The organism is Candidatus Bathyarchaeia archaeon, assembly GCA_038873195.1.
Classification (GTDB): Archaea; Thermoproteota; Bathyarchaeia; order Bathyarchaeales; family Bathycorpusculaceae; genus DSLH01.
Window position 1 is genome coordinate 156,224 of the sequence record JAVZEV010000002.1, and the last position, 20,348, is coordinate 176,571.

A 20,348-nucleotide genomic window follows, 5' to 3' on the forward strand; every position below is an offset into this window, starting at 1 on the left:
TTCTTAACCGAAAAACACGCTCGCTATTTCATAAAGTTCCAAATCCACAGGTTTACGCTTACCAACCACGTCTTTAAGCGAAACCGAAACAATCTTGTTCCCTTGAACAGCAACCATGAGCCCAAACTTTCCTTCATGAACAAGGTCTATGGCGGCTATCCCAAACCGCGTGGCTAATATTCTGTCAAAAGCTGTTGGAGAACCGCCGCGTTGAAGATGCCCCAAAACTACTACACGTGTTTCTATGCCCGTACACTTTTCAATTTCTTTCCCAAGAAAATAACCAACACCGCCAAGGCTTATGTGCCCAAACTCGTCTATGCTTTCACTGTAAACAATTTCTTTTCCACCCTTCGGTTTTGCACCTTCAGCAACAACAATCAAACTGAAGTTTCTGCCACGCTCCTGCCTACGCCTAATATACCTGCAAACTTCATCTATGTCAAAAGGTTTCTCCGGAATCAAAATAACATCTGCACCACCAGCAAGTCCCACTTCCAAAGCAATGTGACCAGTGTATCTTCCCATAACCTCGAGAATTATTACCCGATTGTGAGCTTCTGCAGTCGTATGAAGCCTGTCAAGAGCTTCAGTGGCAATTGCAACAGCCGTGTTAAAGCCAAAAGTGTAATCAGTACCAGACAAATCATTATCAATAGTTTTTGGAACACCCACGCATTTGAGCCCAAAAGTTCCCATCTTGTAGGCTACACTTAACGTGTCGTCGCCGCCAATAACAACCACAGCGTCAACACCAGCCTTTTCAATGTTTTTCATAATTGTCTCTGGTCCCTTTTCACGTTTAAACGGATTCGTCCTTGAAGTGCCTAATATGGAGCCACCACGCGGAAGAATACCCGAGACAGCATTCAAATTTAAGGGCAAAAATTCGTCCTCAAGCAGTCCACGCCAGCCATCTTTTATACCTACAATCTCATAACCATAATTCTGAATACCTTTCCTAACAACCGCTCGAATAACAGCGTTAATTCCCGGAGCATCGCCTCCACCACTTAAAACTCCAACCTTCATATGCGCTGTTCACCGTAAACTATGCTTTTCCAGAGCTTCCAAACAACCGCATTTTACCCTTAACAACCTCTTTCATTGCTTCCTTAGCTGGACCCAAAATTTTTCTCGGGTCAAACTCCTTCGGCGATTTCGCCAAAACTTCACGGACAGTGGCTGTAAAAGCCAATCTCAAATCAGTGTCAATGTTTATTTTTGCAATTCCCAAAGAAATCGCCTTTTTAATGTGCTCTTCTGGAATGCCCTTCGCCCCAGCCAATTCAGCGCCGTATTTCACGGCTTTCTCAATAATCCACTGAGGAACACTTGAAGCACCATGTAACACAAGCGGCACATCCACCTTTTCCCTAATCTGCCTCAACCTTTCAAAATCAAGTTTCGGTTCAGCCTTAAACTTGTAAGCACCATGAGACGTCCCAATCGCCACTGCAAGAGCATCCACACCAGTTTTTTTAACAAATTCTTTCGCCGTTTCAGGGTCTGTCAATACAGCCTCTTTCTCCTCAACTGTCTTCTCCTCCACACCCGCAAGTCTTCCAAGCTCAGCCTCAACCGCCACCCCTTTCGGATGCGCCAAATCAACCACACGCTTCGTCAAAGCAACATTCTCCTCAAACTTCAAAAAGGAACCATCAATCATAACAGACGTGAAACCAGCCCCAACACACTTCGAAACTGTCTCAAAATCTTCGCCGTGGTCAAGGTGAAGCGACATTGGCACTGGCACCGATTTCGCAGCAGTCTTCACAATTTCGGATAGATAAGCCAAACCACCATACTTAATCGCGCTCGGCGTAACAGCAACTATAACAGGCGATTTCTCCTCAACAGCCGCCTCACTAACAGCCAGCAAAGCCTCCAAATTATTTATGTTAAAGGCTCCAACAGCATAGCCTTTCCGGCTAGCCGGCACCAACAAATCCTTGTTAGTTACGAGCATTTTTCCCACCACAGTTTGTTATTAACTGAATCGATATAAATCATTTACACCACCAAGAAACTAATGTGGTTTTCCCATAAGAATAAAAGCTGCCACCGCAGCCACACAAACTGCCGCGATTGTCAGCGTAAAGAAAAACATTTGCGGAATTCCGAAGATGTAGTGTTGAATTTCATAATTTAACGTGACAAGCACATCCTGCGATGAATATTTATTAAAGAAATGCAAAACATATTCGCCTTTGAAATCGCAGACAAACCTATAATCGAGAGACGCTTTTCTACCGAATTCCTTCACAGTTCCATTAGGAAAGGTCATGTAGAAATCAATGGTGCCTTCAGTTAATCCGCCGACCGTAAATATTATCGTAACGTGGTCTTCTACTGCGAGGTTGAGAACTTCTGTGACTTCTTCGCCGCTTGGCACGGTAAAGCTTCTGGTGGCCGCTTTAACCTGACATACAGTGCTCAATAGTATAATGGCGAGAAAAAGAAAATTTAGCACGGTTCTGACTCGGAACATCATACATTTTTGTGCGTTCGAAATCAATAACCATTGTGAATCTCAAATACAGATAAATAATAAGAATTTACAAGACAACTTTAGAAAGTTATATGGGAGGAAAAGTCGAATATTATTTAGAGGCATGCGCCATGACTTGTTATTTTAGGCATCTTAAAGAAATTTTCAAGAAAGCAGGAATACAAGTTACTGACGAGAACAGAAGAGAAATTGACAGGATAATCCACAGCATTGTCCATGTGAAATATAAGGATTGTCCGGCTGCGTGGAAAGAAGTTAAAAAGCAACTAGCAGAAAACGAAGAAGACTTTCTTTTGAAATTGAAAGAAGCATGGAATAAGCAAGCGCAAGCGTAACTGTTTACTTCTTAGCTTTCGGTTTCATCTCTTTCATAGGAACCCCGCAACAAATCAAATCGCAAGCAGCACATCCACACGCCTTGTCAACAACCACAACAAGCCCACATTCTTCACATTTATATTGCGAACCTTTCTTCGCCATTCACTCTCACCTCCAATCACTATTTTACAGCCTAATTCTTCTATATTGATTATGCAAAAATAAAACTATCTAATGCTTAACACCTAACACTTGCATTGAAAAATCTTATAAGAAAAAAATGAAACATAAACTCTAAAACTGGCATGTTCGCTCAATCATGGAGTGATTCACATGGTAAAACTGAACAAGGTTGATGAACTCGTCATTGAAACGTTAAAAAATTCTGATAAGCCTTTGACACTCGCGGAAATCGCCCAGAAAACTGGAGAGTCTGAGAAGAAAGTTTTCAAGGCTTTGCGTAAGTTGTTTGAGAATGAAATGGTTGATTGTCAGAATCGCCAGTACAAACTGGCAAATTGCTAGTTAATTTTTTAGCATTTATTCAGCGTTTCCGGTAATCACGTTTAATGTATGATTCAGTTAGTGTGTTTAGTTTGTTTTGGTGAGTTGCAAAGTGTTGATTATTAAATCGCAATATTTAAGTTATTAAATATTCACAAATAAAACTAATCAAACGAGTTGTGCATTTAATTGAGAATCCTTAGAAAAAAGAAACCTGGCTACGCATTGGGAATAACGCTTTGTCTAATAGGATTAGTTCTCATTTCCATAACCATCTGGGAAGCTTGGCCTAACATTTCCGCTCAAAATCCACTCCAAAGTTTCTGGACAGCTATTTGGACGCAAAAGCTTGATTTCATTCTAGCCGTCGAATTCAAACTTGCATATTTAATAATCCTAGGAGCCGCGCTAATCTCTACAGGCTTCATAGTATTAATTTTAAGTCGACAATGGCTAACTATTTATAGCGGCACCATACTATTTCAATGTCCCTTCTGCAAAAAACGCTGGAGAGCCCTACGAGACAAAGGACTAGTACACTGCCCACATTGCAACCAACTAATTCATCCCACAATGGTTGAATAAACTGTGGCGCGGGGTGCGGGATTTGAATAAGTGGATTTTTCGCGTGTTATATTAAAGTTTTACGGAAAGCGTTTCTAAGCGTTGTTGTCTAGGCTGAGGGGCTTAAGGAAAACTGTTTTGGGGATTAACAGAACACAATCTTCCACGACTTAAGACTGGCAGGCAGGATTTTCTGAATAGAAAAAACGTTCCAAAAAGCAAAAACAGCGAAACAGTGAGAGTATAAGTATATAATTTCTTACATACTACGCTCGGGGAGGGAGCCCAAAACCACATTTAAATAGAAAATAACCGAACCACACGTAAAACAATACAGAGTGAAGAAAATATAGGAAGCGAAAGTTTTGCATTAACGCAAGCTAAAGACTATTAGGAGACGAGAAGAGTTTTCGTTGGGCTTTTTGTCCCGGGGCAAATTTTTAATAGTCTAAGATGCGGGAGTGTTGTTGCTGTTTTGGGTTTTCTTTGATATTGCTATTCTGATTTGTGTGAGTTTTCGTTCTAGTTCTTTTTTCTTTTTGGCCTTTTCCATTAGGGTTATGAACTGGTGGGTTTGTCCTCGGTCTTCCCAGCTTTCCATAAGCTCCGGCACAATATCCCACATGTTATGCAAATCACCAAAGTCTAACCCCAATTCACACACTAAGCTCATCAGCTCATCGTAACATCCAATCTTTTTGAGCGCTGTCTTAAGGCGCTCAACTTCATCAAAGAGCTTGGCATACTCACGCTTTAGAGCCTCATAGTCAGCAGCCTCATGGGCAGGTGGCTGCGTGCCCTCCAATTCAGCTAAACGCTTCCGCAATAAGTCATTAACCTCTTCACTTATGGACCTGCTAAACTTTTCCGCCAATACATGCTTAAGCCTAGCGTACACTTGACCGTCAACATGAAAACAATGCGGTTCCGCATCAACATACTTTTTCGGACGAGGCATACGCGTTTCCCATTAGAAAAATAGAAAACTCAAACACCCCCTCCCCTCCACACTAGTAATAATAATATACTATTATAGAGAATAAGCCTCACATATTTATACTCTCATTGCGTTCTCACTTTGGCAAATTTTCTGGTTTTCCTGTTAGAAAACCGCCCACCCGCCCAGAAACCCATGAACGGGCATGTTCTGTTAATTCACGTTAACAGACAACGCCAGAAAAATAAATATTAGAAAATTTTCAAAAACTTCAAGCCGCGCTTTATATAGAGCCTTTCCACGTCAAGTCTGTCAAGGGCTAACCACATTAAATCAAAGCCAACCTTTTCCAGTTATCGATTAAACGTTACTAACAGAATATCTAAAAAAGAATTTCTGGATATATTATTGCTTATTTTTTGGTTGTTTTTCGTTTTATTGCTGTGAAGGCCATTGTTAGGATTGCTGCTAGCATTATGTATGGTATAATTGGTTCTTTGTTTGCTTTAATGTTTATTGGAATTGAGTATCCTCCAACTGGGATTGCAGCAACTGTTATGCGTGCTGTGTCTGATTGGGCTGTGTTGCCTTTATCATCTGTGACCTTAAGATAAATGTAGTAGATTCCACTTGTAGTTGGCGTGAAGGCCCATGCGCTTGAAGTGGCCCCTGAAACTGGATTACCATTAAGATACCATTGGTAGGCGTATGGTGTGTATCCGCCCGAAACTGTTGATGTGAAGGTTACCAATTGGCCTACGAGGATTGAGGCTGAAGGCGGACTTATGGAAACTGAAAGTGGCGGCGGAGGCGGCAAGTATGTGAATACTGCTTTTAGTGTGTGATTGTTATCCATTAGGACATAGTAGGGGTTCGCTGAGCCGACATTTATTGTGTCGAGTTCCCAGTGGTCGAAAACATAGTTTGTGTCTGGGATTGCTGTAACTTGAACTGAAGAATTAGCCAGATAAATGTATGTTCCTGGCGTTGGACTTGTTGTTCCACCCGTAGTGGTTGAAATGGTCAAAGAATATGTTGTTGGAGGAGGTTGTCCCATTATGGCGAATAGGCTTAGGTGATATATTTTTGCCCAAACATAGCCTGCATAACCAGGAATGTCTGAAGGTGTAACCACGCCTGTATCATTTTCAAGTATCCAGCTTGTTCCATTCCAGTAGAACATGCGCAATGTTGACTGGTCAACATACGCTGATATCACTTCCTGGTTCGTGTAGTAGATGCGGATTTCTATTGGAAAAGTTATGCTCTCAGGGGGTAAATCTGTTTCAACAGTTACACATTTGACACAGTGAACTTCTATGCCCATTTCAATTGTTCCTTCAAGGTTGATGTCATAGCTGTTTATGGTAATGTTTCCTGGAGATGTCGTGTTAATTAATACCATAGTGTCGGTAGATGAGGTATCATCAACAATGTTTTCGCCGGAATTTAATGAAATCGGAGGAATATACTCTTTCCACTGAACATAAAAGTAATTACTTCCATAAGAGCCTATTACTGTGTTGTAATACCATCCTTGAACCCATTCACGTTCAAACCTTCTTCCAATTGGTTGAAAGAGGGTTACTGCTGGGCAATCTTCAAAATAAAGTCTCTGTAGTTCGTAGTAAATCTCCTTACGTAGCATTTCATTCGTTTCAGCCACCCCAAGATCCACAAGCTCGTCAATTGTTTCATTCATGTAATTTTGCATCGCAGGAAAAACTCTACCGCTTCTCATGAAACCATAAGCAAAATCATGCGGATCAGCAAAATCGGCAAGCCAGCCCATAATAAATATTGGTGCCTCATGTCTATTGATCAGATAATTATATATATTCCAAGTTACACCTTGTATTTGGACATGAAACTTTGGATTAAGCGCTTCAACATTTTCTTTAAGAATCTCACATTCTCTTAAGCGAATAATGCTTTCTACGTTATAAAGAATAGTGACGTTAAAGCCGTTAGCCCACACTTGTCCGTTCCACGCTTCTTGGAAATACTCAGCAGCCTTCGTTAAATTGAATGTGTATTTTTCTTGCGCGGGATTATGGTAAAGCAAACCCGGTATTATAGGCGTCGCTGGTTGACGAGAGTCTCCAAGCAAAACATCATTTATTAACTTTGTGTAATTAAAGGAGTAGGCGAAACCCCTTCTAACGTTTATATCATTGAAGAAATCTGGCGGAATTCCATTTTCACTAAATGTTCCCGGTGGCAATCCTCCTGGAACGCCGAGGTATTCGCTTGATGTTGAAATGTTAAAGGTAAAGAACATAGCTTCGCACACCAACTCAGGTAATGGATATACGCAGCGAACACCAGGTTGTCCCAAAACTTCGCTCCAAGAAGTTCGTGGAACATCAACACTGTCAAGTTCCCCTGAAAGAAACAGATCCCTTCTCGTCGCCCAGTCTGATATCCCGCGAACAGTGACTCTCTGGAGAAAACCATTTGCGCCAGGAGCAGGCCAACCGCCCCAATAATCATCGAATTTAACCAGAGAGTAATTGACTCCACGCTGATAATAATCAAGCATGAAAGGACCAGTTCCACACATTGCATCAATGTGTGGTCCCGGTGGCTCAGTATTCATCATATTTATCTGAGAGTTTTCTGGTTTGTTATATAGCGTCCAATTGTTCCATGTTCCCGGCCACTCGCCATGCGCAATGCACCAGTCCTTGTTGACAATAAATCCGAAAACTGACAAGACTTGCAAGAATGGCCCATAGGGTCTGGATAGATGGAAAGTAACGGTTGTGTCGGTTCTGGTGATTGCACCATCCAGTAAAGACGCATTAACGATGATGTTTCCATACTCATCTCTACTTCCGGCTAAACCAAACAACGCATCGTAGAGAAAAGCAGACGGCCAGTTGATGTCCATCACAAGTATGCGTTCAAAAGAATATTCAACGTCCTCTACTGTAAGTGTATCATTATTATGAAACTTTACTCCTTGCCTTATCTCAAATGTATAATTAAGACCGTCAGCACTCATATTCCAAGAGGTGGCAAGCCGCGGAACGAAACTGTTAATGCGCTCTCTATCATAGAATATCAAAGGTTCATAAACATTCAAAGCCAACTCAAAATCATTACTACTCCATAAAAGTGCAGGGTCAATGTTTCCAGGCAAATTACTACGCGCAATTATCATATGATCTGGATTCGGCACTGTTTCCGAATTAACCATTGGAATCAACCCAAACAGCAGCAAAACGGATGTCACAATGACAAACAATTTTTCTTTACTCATCATTCTCCCTTCTCTCGTAATAGCTTTTCTAAAAAATAAAAATTTAACATTTGTGGAAGTAACTTCTATAAAAAGGAAAATCAAAATAAAAATTATTCAGACTTTTTGTTATGTTCTTTTAGTGTCTCCTAACAGAACTAATGGCATTCAAAGTTTAAAACTTACTTCGAGACCTCCAGCACTTGCTGATATGTGTTTGCTCGCGTATTTTCCTGAGTGTCTTACATAATCCAGATAGTCCGGCGCATGGTCCACGTTATCTGCGATCACAACACTTCCTTTGTGGAGTTTATCCTCGATTAACCGTAGATAATCCAGATATTGCCGTTTCTCAGCATCTATGAAAACAAGATCAAACTTTCCCCTTAACTTCGGAATTATCTCAAGAGCGTCGCCGACCAAAACTTTAACCTTCGGCGGTATTTCCGCCTTTTTTATGTTATCTTTTGCAATTTCTGCTGCATGAGGATCAATCTCTATGGTGATCAGTTGGGCATCGCTTCCCAATTCTTTTCCCATGAGAATCGCTGAATAACCAATAAAAGTTCCAATTTCCAAAACATGTTTAGGTTTAATCTCGCGAATAATTTCAACTAAAATTCGACCTCTATCAGGCCCGACAATGGGTAAAAACTTACCTTTTTTAATTTTGCTCTCAATTTCGCTCAAAACCTTCTCCACTTTGCCCATCTGTTCTTATCCAACCTACAGGCTGCGCCAATACTGTGGTCGTGCCAAAATAAAAACTCATCGAGAACATCAAAATGTTAAAGCGTAGAATCATATTCTATTAGTCATCGTTAACAGAAAACCTAACCCTTGATGGTGTTTGTTGCCGCTGTCTTTTACGAAAATTTTTAGCTTTCCTTCGTTTTACCTATTTCATTCTGCAGGTTTTTCTCATGTAGTTAATAGGGTTGTTTTTCCGTAGTATGTGGGGGTTGTTTTGATGTTTTTGAAGCCTGTTTTGGACATGAGGTTTTCGATGTATTCTTTTTTGTAGTGGATTATGTTTGTTTTTAGTTTCATGGGGAGGTTCATTAGGGCTACAGCCAAGTAGAATGGTGTTGAAGTTATTGCTTGGAGCGGTTTCTGTTTTATAAGCAGCTTGTAGTCGCTTACTCCTTTTGTGTAGGCGACCGTTTGCACGTATACGAGGCTTAGCCTACCGCCCTTCTTTAAAACCCTTTTTACCTCTGAAACCAGCCTTTGCACGGAATAGGGTGGTATATAGCTGATGAAATTAACTGCGGAAATTCCATCTAAACTTTCATCCTTGAAAGGCAGTTTATCCACAAACCTATAAAGGTGAATTTTGGCGGAATACGCCGCTTTTTGCCTTTTCATTTTTGCGTAAGCCACTTTCAACGCTGAAAAGGAATAGTCTAACCCATATACGATTGCGCCCTTTGATATGAGCAGTTGTATTAGGTTGCCTGTTCCACACCCCAAATCAAGGTATACGCTATTCTTTTTGGGAGACAAGCTTTCAGCAACCTTCTCCATCATCTCCATATATGAGGGGAGAATGCGCATCCTATCATAGAAAAAGGGATTGTGGAGGAAAGCTCCATTTGTTATGCTAAAAACTTTCTCCTAAATTGTTTGGGCTCTCGCATAATTGATGGCATTATGTTGTTCTAGATAATTGTGTGTCCTCCGTATATGTAAAGTCAAAATGGAAAAATTTATAAAATGTTATCATATAAAAAAATTTATGCGCCAACAACGGAACTTACTAATAACAGATGACTTATTGATATTGGTAGGATCGATTATATTATGCGTATATGGTTTTGATGTGCCAAAAAATATGAAACTTATAGTTGACGGAAACGATCCATATTTTACTCCTCGAATATTTAATGACGCAAACATGATTAAGCTTATGAACCTAATTTGGATAGCAGGAATTATTGGTATAATAGGGTCCGTCTTAAGTTTGTCATATAAGTTAATTACTAAAAGAGAACAAGGAAAGGAGCTCTATATATTTAAGTTGGTTAAGGAGTTTAGTATCCTAGGTGTTTTCTTGTTGTTGCTAGTTTTAATTCAAGCCTGCTTTTTTAACTTTATTTTCATGACAGCATCTCAAAAGGAGTTGTTTGGCATTTGGTTCGGAGAATCTTTTCTGAAGCTCTTTTTAGGAGCATGCTTGATTTCCGCTGGAATTTTGTTATCGTCACTTAAGCCTATATCATGGCGTATGGGAGGAAAAAAAGAAGATGCAAAACATCAAGCTTGTTGAATCAAAAACTCTCAAGTTTTCAGTAATCTTCTGCGCGGTAATATTGATTCTTTCGGCTTTTTCTTTGGATATTTCACTTGTTCTCAATTTTTCTGAAGATGAAAGTAGCATTTTAAGGAAAGCAGAGTATTCTCCCTACGGAAGAAATAAATACTTTGCTATAGCGCTAGGGATTGACGTTACATGGTTAAATTTAGTTTTTATATTCGCCCTGGCATCATTAATATTAGGAGGTATGCTTTTTTTGAATCGGTTCCTCGTCGAGGTTGACGAAGCCTATCTAGAAAGGGAAGCGAAAGTCATTAGGAATATAGCAAGGTTTTTTGGAATAATATCAATGTTAGGAGTGATATTGTTCATAGCAGAAATTTTAAAGTTCAATATGCATGCCTCAAACGTGCCAACGCAACTGAGCGTGTCCCCTGATATAGGCTGGTATACATGTCTCATAGCAAGCATTCTTTTCTTTGTCGTAGCGAAAAAAACTCCAGTTAAGAGGGCTAAAAGTACTGAATCGTTAACACTCAATAAAGATAAGAAACTAGAAGAAAAATAAGAATCTAGACTCTTCGCGTTTCCAGTTTACACCGCTATTTACTTATCCTCTATCCTTCTCCATGAGTGCCTTTTTTGTTTGTCCATATCTTCTTAAGAGTGGGCGGAAGGAACTTCTGCTAGTAAAGTGATCGCTGAAGCATGCATTTCTGCATATCTCACAGAGTCTATGGAAATGCCTTGCGAATGACTTAAGCTACATGAAGGAAATTAAAAATAAAAGTTCAGGTCAACCTTCGTTTGTTTTCTGTTAGTCGCTGTTAATGGAATAGATCGGATATTAATTGCTTTTTATGTTAGGTTCTTAATGCGTGTGTTATGTCGCTTCTTGTTAGGATTCCAAGCAGTGTTTCCTTGTTTTCCTTGCTGACGACCAGTAGTCTTCCAATGTTGTGTTTGTTCATTTTTTCGAAGGCTTCTGCTACTGATTCTTCTGGAAAAGTTGTGACTAATTTTTTTGTGCAGATTTCCCCGAGAGATGTTTTGTTTCTTCTTTCTTTTGGAACTTTCATTACGTCTTGCAATGTAACTATTCCTAAGAGTTTGCCGGACTCGCTTACTATTGGGAAGCCTATGTGATGGTGCTCTGCTACTTTGTCAAAGAATTCATTTATTGTCATTGTAGGCGTTAGCGTGATGACGTTTTTGGTCATAATTTGTTCTACTTTCATTTCATTTAGTATGCTGATTTCGGTTGGTGTTGGCTTTGTGTGGAACTCTGCGGCTGTGGGTATTGTTATGCCTTCTTTTTCCATGTTTCTGCTTTCTTGCAATGCGTGGTTTCTTTTTTGAGTTGATATGTTGATTAAGTGTGCTAGTGTGTCTGGTTCTGTGGCTATTTCTTTGGTTGTTAAGATTTCCTTTTCAACTGCTAGGTTAAGTAAGTCTTCGCCTTTTTTGGTTCTGACTATTATTATTGACCAGTCTTTTAGTGGGGGTGCTCCGCCAACGCTTATGTCTGCAAGTTCAGATGTGAAGTCTGTACATGTTCTGCAGCGGTTCATGATGTGAGGTTTGACTTTTGCTATAGGAATTCGGAATATGTGATTTCCCGTTGTCACCACATAATTGTCTCCTTCCAAGTCAACATTCTTAATTTCGTTAGCTGCAACGTTATGTTCTTGCAGAAGATATTCTAACAGTCGGCCAATTGAGAAAGTCCATAGGCAAAAAAGCCCTATTGTTATTTCCAAGCTGTCGATAAATTTATGTTGCCAAGCCTCAAGTTTTCGAAGGGCGAGGACATGGCACGGGATTCCAACGAAGGCTATGTGAACTTTTCCATGTTCAAAGACTGCGCGACCAAAGGCTTCTGCAACTGCGCTGGGCATGATTTTTGAGTCTACAGCGGAAAGGGCGTCGTCTGGCACGAGGCTTATTTGAGGCTTAACTTTTATTGGTAAGCTTGGAGAAACCTTTGAAACAATGGCGCTGTCGATTATTTTTTGATTGATGGCGAAATTGAGTAAAGCGTTTATAACTCCACCGCTTTTTGTTGCTTCTCTTATTGTTGGGTTAGTTGCTTGTGCAAGTAGAATCTTCCTATAATAGCCTAATGCTTCTCTTCTATGTGGTGCATCCGCCACGAACCTTAATGTTTCATATAATAGTGCGTCGGTGTGTGGGCATATGTCGTAACAGACCGGGCAAGTGTTCAAATGTTCAGAACAATCATACAGTCTATCAGGCTTGTTCTCTACAAGTTTTATGGCGTGGATTGGACAAGCGGCTTCACATGCGCCACACGCGGTGCAAAAATCATGATCTATTACAAGTCGTTTTAAATCATCGAAAGCTATTAATCTATTTTTGTTTGTCTGCGTTTGCGACTCCTCCATTTAATATTTAGAGAAAGTTATGGCATAAAAGGAAACTGTTGCATTACTGGGTCTATGAGGTTTAAAACTGCTGCTGGATAAACGCCTAAAACGATTATCGCGATGGCAAGGATGAACATTGGAACAAGCAGTTTCTTTGGTTCTTTAATTTTAGTTTCTGTTTCTCGCATCAGTTTTTTTCCATACATATAGTTGATTAGCCTCAAAAGGTATGCAGCTTGGATGACGCTGGTTAAGACGCCTATTACCGCTAGCCAGCCAAGGTTGCCTTCTATTGCTGATGTAAAAACTAAATACTTAGCCATAAAACCAGCAAAGGGTGGAACCCCAGCGAATGAAAAGGCTGATAGAAGTAGAATTAAGCTTGTAAGTGGCATTTTTCTTCCAATTCCAGAAAAGTCTTCTAAAGTTTTGAAGCCCATGCTGTTAAATATTCCTACGGTCATGAACGCGAGGGCTGTTGTTATTCCACCTATAAGGAAGAAGTAGAGGTTCCCCATTATGCCTAGTGGTGTTACGCTTGTTATTGCTACAAGATTGTAGCCTACATCTGCAATACATATGTAAGCGATTAAACGTTTCACGTTTCTTTCGGTCAAAGCGAACAGGTTGCCAACAACCATTGTTAACGCTGAAAGAACTGCAAACAAGAAGTTCCATGGCAAAACGGTTGGCGGGGTCAAAATGTAGATGAGAACTCTTAGCAAGACATAGTAGCTTCCTTGGTCAACGATGGCTGAAAGAAAGGCTGAGGAAGAGGCTGGCGCTGCTGTGTATGCGTCTGGCAACCACATGTGGAATGGCACGACAGCCGCTTCTATCGAGTATCCTGCTGCAATAAAAATGAATGCCATCTCAAGTAAGTGCTTATCCGCAAGAGAAGCCAGTGCATGTTTTACCTCCCAAAAATTAAGCGAACCTGTAAGGGCGTAAATCACTGAAAGCCCATAAATTATGAAGGCTGAAGCTATTATTATCATGATCAGATACTTTAGCGTGGCATGCAATGACTTTGCTGTTTTTTGGTATAGCATTAAGAAGCTTGAGCCAGCGGCTGTTGCTTCCCAAAAAATGAAAAGCGTCAATAAATCGCCAGCAAGGGCTGTTCCTATAACGCAGCCAATAGTCATTAACATAACAGTGTAATAGCGTTCTGAAAGCTCTCCATCAGAACCTATGGAAAAGAGGCTGTATACGGTAACAACTGCCCCTACGCCTGTGAAAATTATCGCCATGTAAACTGACACTGCATCCACCAAAAACCTGCTGGAGAAAATAGTTGAGGAACCTTCAATTAGAGACAGGTTTATAAAAGGCTGAGGGGATGGTTCAGCATAATATTTCAGTGCAAGGTTCGCTACAGTCAGACCGGCGATAACGAAAATTGTTAAGAACCAACAAAGAATCAAAACATTTTTCCCGCTTCCTTTTTTACGAGTAATTTTAACAATTGGAATCGTTAAAAGAGAAAACAAAACGAAGGCGATTATTGGTAAAGATGCATCCAAAAGCTCTATCATCTGCGTTCCTCACTAGACAAAGCTTACGCTTGAAATTAGTTGTATGAAGAATGTGGGCCATATTCCAAGTATAACTGTGAGCACGGCTAGAATAATCATGGCTAACTTCATATAGGGGGGAGCATCGGAAACTTTTTCGTGTTTTGTTTCGCCGAGATAGACGTGGCTTAAAAATCTTAGAGCGTAGGCTAGGGACAAAACTGTGGCTACAAGCATCAGTGCTGTTGGAATGAGATAGAAGTTTTCAATTTTGATTGTTTGAAATGCTCCAACAAATATCAGAAATTCGCTTATGAAACATGCAAATGGTGGTATTCCTGCAATACTTAACGCTGCTATTGTAGAAACGGTGGCTGTAATTGGCATTTTCCCCGCAAGCCCGCCCATTTCACGTATGTCGCGAATTTCAAGTTGTTTCATAACGGCGCCTGCCGACAAAAAGAATAAGCCTTTACTCACGGCATGGTTTACAAGGTGTAAAACTGTTCCTGTGACGGGTTCTTGGAATGGAAAGAGTGAAAGCCCGAAGAGAACATAGCCCATGTGGGCTATGCTAGAATAGGCGATTATCCGTTTTATGTCAGTTTCCACCAAGGCGATTAAGGAACCAAAAAAGGCGGATATTATTCCAAAAATAGTTAATCCGTGCAGGAAGATGTTTCCAAAATCTGTTGCCATCACTGCTGGAAAAACTGTCCCTAGAGATACGCGTAGTATTGCGTAAGCGCCGGCGCTGATTATTACGCCGCTTAATAATGCAGACATGGGTGCAGGTGCTTCGGAATGTGCGTCGGGCAACCACATGTGAACCGGAACTGCAGCCATCTTGACTGCGAAACCAACTGTCAGAGATAGCAGTATCCATTTGACGAGCTCTGGGTTAGCTATCATTAGCGCGGTTTGCGCTTGGAACATGTCCAAGTCGCCTGTGACCATGAATATTGCGCCTATGCCCAATAAGACGAAGACTGCACCAGCGTGGGTGAATATGAAGAATTTGAAGGCTGCTCTGTATGGTTCCTTGTAGCCCCATCCGCCAATTATGAAGTATGATGGTAGAAGCATCAGTTCCCAGCAGAAATAGAATAACATAAGGTTTGATGTAATGAAGACGCCAACAAGCCCTATTGAAAGCAATGTTAAAAGAGCGTAGTATTCAGCTAGCCCCTTCCTCTCTTGCATGTAATTTATTGAAAAGAGCGCGGCTGCTAGAATGAGTATTAGGGTTATTATTGCCATTGAGAGGCTTATTCCGTCTACGAAAAGTGTAAAAGAAGCGTGGAGAACCGGAATCCAATAGTAAGATTCGACATACTTGTGGTCTGTACTGTTTAGGATTGTTGGCACAGTTGTAGAGAAAATTGCGACGTTAATTAGGCATAGTAAGGCTATTAAGAAGGCTGCACTTTTAGGAGATTTTTTGCCTGAAAAATAAACGAATGGAACAGCCAATGCAGGCAAAATTATTGTTAACAAAAGTGTGTTTTGCATTTTTTCGCCTCTTATCTTAGCATTGTAACTATTATTAGTATAAGGATTATCAAAAATCCGATTAGGGCTGCTGCCACATAATGTTCTATAGAGCTAGACCTTATCCTTCTTATTTTAGATGCTGAAGCCAGAGTCTTGTTAGTTGCAAGATATAAAAGTTCGTCGGCAAGAATATCTAAATACTTCTGGGTTCCATGAGCCACATTCATAACTCCATTTGCGAAAAGATAAGGCAGACGGTTAAAGAAGGATTTTTCAACATGCTCATAAAAAATTCTGGAAAATCGCATAATACCATTGGCGACGAAATAAGGCAGTTGTCCAAAAAAGGATGAGTCCACACGCTTAAGACTTGATGAAAGCAGTAAAACCCCATGCAGAATTACTTTTTCATATAGGGCGTCAAAGAAGTAACCGTTCTCCAAAACTTTGTTTATGGAACCGCGCAACTGTCTTATTTGTTCTGGCAACGAAAGTTTTCTGTAATAGGTAAGGTATACTGGAAATCCTCCCATAAGAAGTGTGAAGAGAAAGATCAAAGTTGATGGGTTAAACACTTCACTTAAGCCTATTTTCACATTAGCTTGCATGAATTGTGAAATTTCATTTCCAAACAAAACTGAAATGACGCAAAAAAATGCGAGGGCTCCGGATGAGAAAATCATTATTTTTGGTGCTTCATGCACGTGAATCTGACTCAAATACTCTGATTTCTCCCTCAAATATACAAGTGTGACAACCCGTAGGGTGTAGGCAAAAGTAATTGTTGTGGAAACATAAAGTATAAGCGTGGCGTACAAGTTTCCAGACGATAGAACGCTTTGGAAGATTAGTTCTTTGCTGAAAAAGCTTATGAAGGGAGGTATTCCAGCGCGAGCCAGCAATACAATAATGCTGAACGCAAACGTTATCGGCATTGTCTTCCTTAATCCGCCCATTAATCGCATATCGCGTGTTTTTGTCGCATGGATGATTCCGCCTATCAGAAGGAAGTCGAGACCTTGGAAGAACGCGTGGCTTACTAGGTGAAGTAAGCTTGCAAACCAGCCAGCCGATGAAGCGGAGGATGCTGTGCCTAAGGCTGCAAACATGAAACCTATCTGACTTATTGTGGAATAAGCAGCTACACCTTTAATGTCTGTTGTGGATAAAGCCAGAGTAGCGCCGATAAACGCTGTTATTGTGCCAATCCAGAGGATTGATGGCAACCACATGGGAATTAAAGCCGTTAAAGCGCCAAACAAGAGCATTAATCGGGCAACCAAGTAAACTCCTGCCTTAACCATTGTCGCAGAATGCAGAAGCGCACTTACGGATGTAGGTGCTTCCATGGCGCTGTAAAGCCATGTGTGAAGCGGAAGCTGTGCCGACTTTGCGACGGCTCCAGCGAGCATTAGAAAGGCTGCTGCTGTTAGATATGGCATTGGCACATTTCCTATGTTGGTTACAATGTAAGAGAATGAAAACGAGCCCAAGTTTACGTAGAGGATACTTATCCCCGCTAAGAGGCAAGCGTCGCCTACACGAGTCATGAGAAAAACTTTGGTGGCTGAACGGACCGTTTCTGGACGCTTATACCAGAAGGAAATAAGCGAATAAGAGCATAGTCCAACCATCTCCCAGAATATGAACATTTGAAGGAAATTATCTGACATAACCAAGCCCGTCATCGAGCCTATAAAAAGAAGCATGAAGAAGTAGTATCGCGTTAAGCCTTCTTCACCAGTCATGTAACCCAAAGAATAAACAGTTATCACAAGACCGAAGAACGTAACCAAACAAGCAAGCAAAACACTTAACGGATCAACGTATACGCCTGCACTGATACTTAATGATGAAATCCAAGATGTTGTTAAACTGGAATCTCCAAAAGCGTTATAGTAAAGGTCTGGAACCATGGAAAAAGCGAATGCTACAGTGATTAAACACACGGTTACGGCGAAGTAATCTCTAGCCTTCTTGTTGAAACGTGCAATTAATGGGACCAGTAGACCGGAAACAATTGGAAATGCCCAAACGAGCCAAGGCGCATATGGAAACAAATTCACCGCCTCATTTCTTTAAAGATAATGTTCAGTTTCTTTTGTGCGCCTCTCGTGTTTTACGCCTTCTTAACCCATTTTAGATTAACCTTTTGAGATATAAAGTCAGCAATTTAAATTTTGTCTGGCGTAAAGCGGCGATTAAGCAGTTTTACCCATGAAATTGCATAATTATTAACGAAACAGTTTTATTATGAACTATAAAGTCTGCATCGCTGATAACCATGGACTACCATTCAGTGACTGCATTGGCAATTTTCATAATAACGCTTTTCTTGATGATTAAACGTCCCCACGGTATAAGTCTGGGTTTGGCTGCCGGTATAGGCGCAGCAGCTTCACTTCTGCTCGGCACAGTAACGTTAAACGATGCGGCTGTGGCGTTTGTTGACATTTGGGATGCTGCTTTAGCCTTCATTGGAATTGTAGCTTTATCAGTGACGTTAGACGCCATGGGATTTTTCAAGTGGGCAGCCATAAAAGTGGTTAAGTTGGCTGGTGGAAGCGGCTTAAAACTTTACTTTTACATTTCCTTGCTTACTGCTTGTGTAAGCATACTTTTTGCAAACGACAGCGCCGTGCTTATACTAACGCCAATAGTTCTTGAAATCATCAGTCAATTGAAGATAGATGCTAAAGGAAGACTAGCCTACCTTTTCTCTGCCGGGCTGATTGCTGACACCGCTGCAATGCCACTGATTACAAGCAATCCAATAAACATTGTAAGCGCAGACTTTTTCAAATACAGCTTCATTGACCACCTGATCTTTATGGGACCAGTAGCCATAGCCACCATAATAAGCAGTCTCCTTCTGGTTTACGCCTTCTTTAGAAAAAATGTTCCAAAATCCTATTCGATGGAGCTTGCGGAAGCCTTAAACGTTGAAGGACAGTTGATAACTCCCACGCTTTTAAGGATAAGCATAGTAACCTTGATTACAATTGACGTCGGCTATGTTTTAGCCTCTTTGAACAGGCTCCCAGTTTCAATTGTCATATGCTCTGGTGCATTGTTTCTTCTAGGAATTTACATAATAACTTTAAACAAGCCTTCAATGTTGAAAGAAGAGCGCAAAGGCGTAAAAAGCCTAGCAAAGGAGATCAACTGGGACATTCTGCTCTTCATGATGGGCATATTCCTAGTTGTTCAAGGATTAAGGCATACTGGCGCTGTGGAATTCTTTGCATACCTCTTCACAAAAACTCTTTCATTGCCGCTGTTTCTATCTGTGCTTGCACCAAGCATGGTCGTTACAATCGGCGCAAGCGCCATGAACAACTGGCCGATGACCATCCTTGGCCTTTTATCGATAAAGCATGCAGCAAACAGCGTTAGCCTAAACTCGCAGAGCCTCACAAGCATGGTTTTCTCAAACATTATTGGAAACAACTTGGGTCCACACTTTTTCCCTCTCGGGTCTTTAGCAATTTTAATGTGGCTTGAAACAATGCGCCGAAAAGGCGTTAAAATAAGGCTTAGGGATTATTTGAAAGTCGGTTCAGTCGTGTCAATTATTGAGGTTACTGTAGCATCCTTGGTTTTATGGTTTGAAATTGCTTTCTTAAATTTAAACTTGAACATTCAACTTTAGCATTGCACATGCCTTGCTTGCAATTTATTCACAAGTTGACTTCTATAGAATGATCTGCTTCCCGTAAGAAAATAGCTGACAGCAGCGGAAACAACGGTGGGGATTATAAAGCTTGGACCCATAGTTTCAGCAACCAGAGTTATACTTGTCAAAAGGCTTTTGCTCGTCGCAGCCAGCACTGCAGCCATTGATAATATGACATATAAAACAGGCGTCTCAAGGTTCAAAGTTTGTGCGTAAATGAGCCCAAGTGCGCCGCCAACATAAAGCGATGGAATGAATAGTCCCCCGTTTCCACCGAAATTCAGTGTTATGCTTGTGGCTACAATTTTTAAAATTAAAAGTGCGGTCAAATTTGTCAAAGCTAATTCTCCTAATTCGGCTATTGTGATTTTGTGAATGAAATCGTAACCTAGCCCAAGCGCTTCAGGGTAAAGCAAGCCTATGACATCGAGAATTAATCCAGCAAATATTGTCATAAGCAACATTGGAAGTCTGCTGGCAAGCCGTTTGCTTATGATGTTTGTTCTTTCAAGGGCTTCCATGAATGCCAACGCAACTAACGCCGCTAGGATTCCTAGAAAAATTGCATGCATAAGGGTGGAAAGAGTTGGTATAATAAATGTTGGAGTTGGAAAAATGGTTTCTGTTCCAAGGGTTATGGCGGACGTAAAATAGGCGGTAACAGAAGCAATAGACGCTGGAATAAAAACCTCGGTTTCAACATCTCTCTTGTAAGGTATTTCAAGGGCAAATAATATCCCCGTCAATGGAGCCTTAAAGATCGCTGAAAATCCCGCTGCTGCTCCACACAGAAACAGTGTTTTTACATCTTTTTGATCCAACTTTAGCCTTCTAGCAATAAACGAAGAGATTCCTCCACCTAACAAAAGACTTGGTCCCTCTAATCCAGCGCTTCCACCAAAACCTATGGTTATCGCAGAAGCCAAAGTTCTGCTTAT

General features: G+C 40.9%; 19 protein-coding genes. 6 read left to right on the top strand and 13 right to left on the bottom strand.

The window, feature by feature from the left end; genetic code table 11:
- Nucleotides 1–3: 3 nt before the first annotated feature.
- The 3 genes from QXW63_09005 to QXW63_09015 are packed head-to-tail and all read right to left on the bottom strand — an operon-like array spanning nt 4 to nt 2,395.
- Nucleotides 4–1,032 carry a 6-phosphofructokinase gene (locus QXW63_09005; protein MEM3462025.1) on the bottom strand — a complete coding sequence of 343 codons (1,029 nt, stop codon included), beginning with the start codon at nt 1,030–1,032 and terminating at the stop codon, nt 4–6.
- Between the two features lie 19 nt (nt 1,033–1,051).
- Nucleotides 1,052–1,969: a class II fructose-1,6-bisphosphate aldolase gene (gene fba / locus QXW63_09010; GenBank protein MEM3462026.1), complete on the bottom strand. Its 918-nt coding sequence runs from the start codon at nt 1,967–1,969 to the stop codon at nt 1,052–1,054.
- A 60-nt stretch (nt 1,970–2,029) separates the two neighbouring features.
- On the bottom strand, nt 2,030–2,395 hold the full coding sequence (locus QXW63_09015) for a hypothetical protein (protein ID MEM3462027.1): 366 nt from the start codon (nt 2,393–2,395) through the stop codon (nt 2,030–2,032).
- Nucleotides 2,396–2,622: 227 nt separating this feature from the next.
- On the opposite strand from QXW63_09015, the gene QXW63_09020 reads away from it, so the two are divergent.
- Nucleotides 2,623–2,847 carry a hypothetical protein gene (locus QXW63_09020; GenBank protein ID MEM3462028.1) on the top strand — a complete coding sequence of 75 codons (225 nt, stop codon included), beginning with the start codon at nt 2,623–2,625 and terminating at the stop codon, nt 2,845–2,847.
- Nucleotides 2,848–2,851: 4 nt separating this feature from the next.
- On the opposite strand, the gene QXW63_09025 is transcribed toward QXW63_09020, so the two are convergent.
- The gene (locus QXW63_09025; GenBank protein ID MEM3462029.1) at nt 2,852–2,992 is read right to left on the bottom strand and encodes a hypothetical protein; all 141 of its coding nucleotides are present in this window, start codon (nt 2,990–2,992) and stop codon (nt 2,852–2,854) included.
- Nucleotides 2,993–3,163: 171 nt separating this feature from the next.
- On the opposite strand from QXW63_09025, the gene QXW63_09030 reads away from it, so the two are divergent.
- Together QXW63_09030 and QXW63_09035 are read left to right on the top strand one after the other, a co-directional pair.
- On the top strand, nt 3,164–3,355 hold the full coding sequence (locus QXW63_09030; protein MEM3462030.1) for a MarR family transcriptional regulator: 192 nt from the start codon (nt 3,164–3,166) through the stop codon (nt 3,353–3,355).
- Between the two features lie 168 nt (nt 3,356–3,523).
- Nucleotides 3,524–3,919, top strand: coding sequence for a hypothetical protein (locus tag QXW63_09035; GenBank protein ID MEM3462031.1), 396 nt, complete (start codon nt 3,524–3,526; stop codon nt 3,917–3,919).
- A gap of 427 nt (nt 3,920–4,346) precedes the next feature.
- On the opposite strand, the gene QXW63_09040 is transcribed toward QXW63_09035, so the two are convergent.
- From QXW63_09040 to QXW63_09055, 4 genes are all read right to left on the bottom strand, one after another.
- Nucleotides 4,347–4,856: a hypothetical protein gene (locus tag QXW63_09040; GenBank protein MEM3462032.1), complete on the bottom strand. Its 510-nt coding sequence runs from the start codon at nt 4,854–4,856 to the stop codon at nt 4,347–4,349.
- Nucleotides 4,857–5,247: 391 nt separating this feature from the next.
- Nucleotides 5,248–8,100, bottom strand: a complete 2,853-nt coding sequence (locus QXW63_09045) for an ABC transporter substrate-binding protein (GenBank protein MEM3462033.1) — start codon at nt 8,098–8,100, stop codon at nt 5,248–5,250.
- Between the two features lie 147 nt (nt 8,101–8,247).
- On the bottom strand, nt 8,248–8,790 hold the full coding sequence (locus tag QXW63_09050; GenBank protein MEM3462034.1) for an O-methyltransferase: 543 nt from the start codon (nt 8,788–8,790) through the stop codon (nt 8,248–8,250).
- Between the two features lie 210 nt (nt 8,791–9,000).
- Nucleotides 9,001–9,606, bottom strand: coding sequence for a class I SAM-dependent methyltransferase (locus QXW63_09055; protein ID MEM3462035.1), 606 nt, complete (start codon nt 9,604–9,606; stop codon nt 9,001–9,003).
- A gap of 172 nt (nt 9,607–9,778) precedes the next feature.
- On the opposite strand from QXW63_09055, the gene QXW63_09060 reads away from it, so the two are divergent.
- Together QXW63_09060 and QXW63_09065 are read left to right on the top strand one after the other, a co-directional pair.
- Nucleotides 9,779–10,348 (top strand): hypothetical protein, encoded by a 570-nt coding sequence (locus QXW63_09060; GenBank protein ID MEM3462036.1) that lies wholly within the window; start codon nt 9,779–9,781, stop codon nt 10,346–10,348.
- Nucleotides 10,326–10,904, top strand: coding sequence for a hypothetical protein (locus tag QXW63_09065; GenBank protein MEM3462037.1), 579 nt, complete (start codon nt 10,326–10,328; stop codon nt 10,902–10,904). Before QXW63_09060 ends, QXW63_09065 begins: the two co-directional genes overlap by 23 nt.
- A gap of 295 nt (nt 10,905–11,199) precedes the next feature.
- Here QXW63_09065 and QXW63_09070 read toward each other — a convergent pair whose 3' ends face one another.
- The 4 genes from QXW63_09070 to QXW63_09085 are packed head-to-tail and all read right to left on the bottom strand — an operon-like array spanning nt 11,200 to nt 17,800.
- Nucleotides 11,200–12,741, bottom strand: a complete 1,542-nt coding sequence (locus tag QXW63_09070) for a Coenzyme F420 hydrogenase/dehydrogenase, beta subunit C-terminal domain (GenBank protein ID MEM3462038.1) — start codon at nt 12,739–12,741, stop codon at nt 11,200–11,202.
- Nucleotides 12,742–12,758: 17 nt separating this feature from the next.
- Complete coding sequence (locus QXW63_09075) at nt 12,759–14,261, bottom strand: NADH-quinone oxidoreductase subunit N (GenBank protein MEM3462039.1); 1,503 nt, start codon at nt 14,259–14,261, stop codon at nt 12,759–12,761.
- Nucleotides 14,262–14,273: 12 nt separating this feature from the next.
- A complete protein-coding gene (locus QXW63_09080) occupies nt 14,274–15,752 on the bottom strand; it encodes an NADH-quinone oxidoreductase subunit M (protein MEM3462040.1) in 1,479 nt (492 codons plus the stop codon).
- Nucleotides 15,753–15,763: 11 nt separating this feature from the next.
- Nucleotides 15,764–17,800 (bottom strand): NADH-quinone oxidoreductase subunit L, encoded by a 2,037-nt coding sequence (locus tag QXW63_09085; GenBank protein ID MEM3462041.1) that lies wholly within the window; start codon nt 17,798–17,800, stop codon nt 15,764–15,766.
- 218 nt (nt 17,801–18,018) lie between these two features.
- On the opposite strand from QXW63_09085, the gene QXW63_09090 reads away from it, so the two are divergent.
- Nucleotides 18,019–19,386 carry an ArsB/NhaD family transporter gene (locus tag QXW63_09090; protein ID MEM3462042.1) on the top strand — a complete coding sequence of 456 codons (1,368 nt, stop codon included), beginning with the start codon at nt 18,019–18,021 and terminating at the stop codon, nt 19,384–19,386.
- Here the strand turns inward: QXW63_09090 and QXW63_09095 are convergent.
- Nucleotides 19,383–20,348 (bottom strand): chloride channel protein (locus tag QXW63_09095; protein ID MEM3462043.1); only part of this gene is annotated, 966 nt, incomplete at its 5' end. The two genes, QXW63_09090 and QXW63_09095, sit on opposite strands and share 4 nt — an antisense overlap.

Excerpts from the sequence above, each read along its gene's own strand:
- QXW63_09075 (MEM3462039.1), bottom strand. The coding sequence starts at position 14,261 with ATGATAGAGCTTTTGGATGCATCTTTACCAATAATCGCCTTCGTTTTG.
- QXW63_09050 (MEM3462034.1), bottom strand. The coding sequence starts at position 8,790 with ATGGGCAAAGTGGAGAAGGTTTTGAGCGAAATTGAGAGCAAAATTAAA.
- QXW63_09040 (MEM3462032.1), bottom strand. The coding sequence starts at position 4,856 with ATGCCTCGTCCGAAAAAGTATGTTGATGCGGAACCGCATTGTTTTCAT.
- QXW63_09080 (MEM3462040.1), bottom strand. The coding sequence starts at position 15,752 with ATGCAAAACACACTTTTGTTAACAATAATTTTGCCTGCATTGGCTGTT.
- QXW63_09025 (MEM3462029.1), bottom strand. The coding sequence starts at position 2,992 with ATGGCGAAGAAAGGTTCGCAATATAAATGTGAAGAATGTGGGCTTGTT.
- QXW63_09070 (MEM3462038.1), bottom strand. The coding sequence starts at position 12,741 with ATGGAGGAGTCGCAAACGCAGACAAACAAAAATAGATTAATAGCTTTC.
- QXW63_09060 (MEM3462036.1), top strand. The coding sequence starts at position 9,779 with ATGGAAAAATTTATAAAATGTTATCATATAAAAAAATTTATGCGCCAA.
- QXW63_09005 (MEM3462025.1), bottom strand. The coding sequence starts at position 1,032 with ATGAAGGTTGGAGTTTTAAGTGGTGGAGGCGATGCTCCGGGAATTAAC.
- QXW63_09030 (MEM3462030.1), top strand. The coding sequence starts at position 3,164 with ATGGTAAAACTGAACAAGGTTGATGAACTCGTCATTGAAACGTTAAAA.
- fba (MEM3462026.1), bottom strand. The coding sequence starts at position 1,969 with ATGCTCGTAACTAACAAGGATTTGTTGGTGCCGGCTAGCCGGAAAGGC.
- QXW63_09045 (MEM3462033.1), bottom strand. The coding sequence starts at position 8,100 with ATGAGTAAAGAAAAATTGTTTGTCATTGTGACATCCGTTTTGCTGCTG.
- QXW63_09055 (MEM3462035.1), bottom strand. The coding sequence starts at position 9,606 with ATGGAGAAGGTTGCTGAAAGCTTGTCTCCCAAAAAGAATAGCGTATAC.
- QXW63_09020 (MEM3462028.1), top strand. The coding sequence starts at position 2,623 with ATGACTTGTTATTTTAGGCATCTTAAAGAAATTTTCAAGAAAGCAGGA.
- QXW63_09065 (MEM3462037.1), top strand. The coding sequence starts at position 10,326 with ATGCAAAACATCAAGCTTGTTGAATCAAAAACTCTCAAGTTTTCAGTA.
- QXW63_09090 (MEM3462042.1), top strand. The coding sequence starts at position 18,019 with ATGGACTACCATTCAGTGACTGCATTGGCAATTTTCATAATAACGCTT.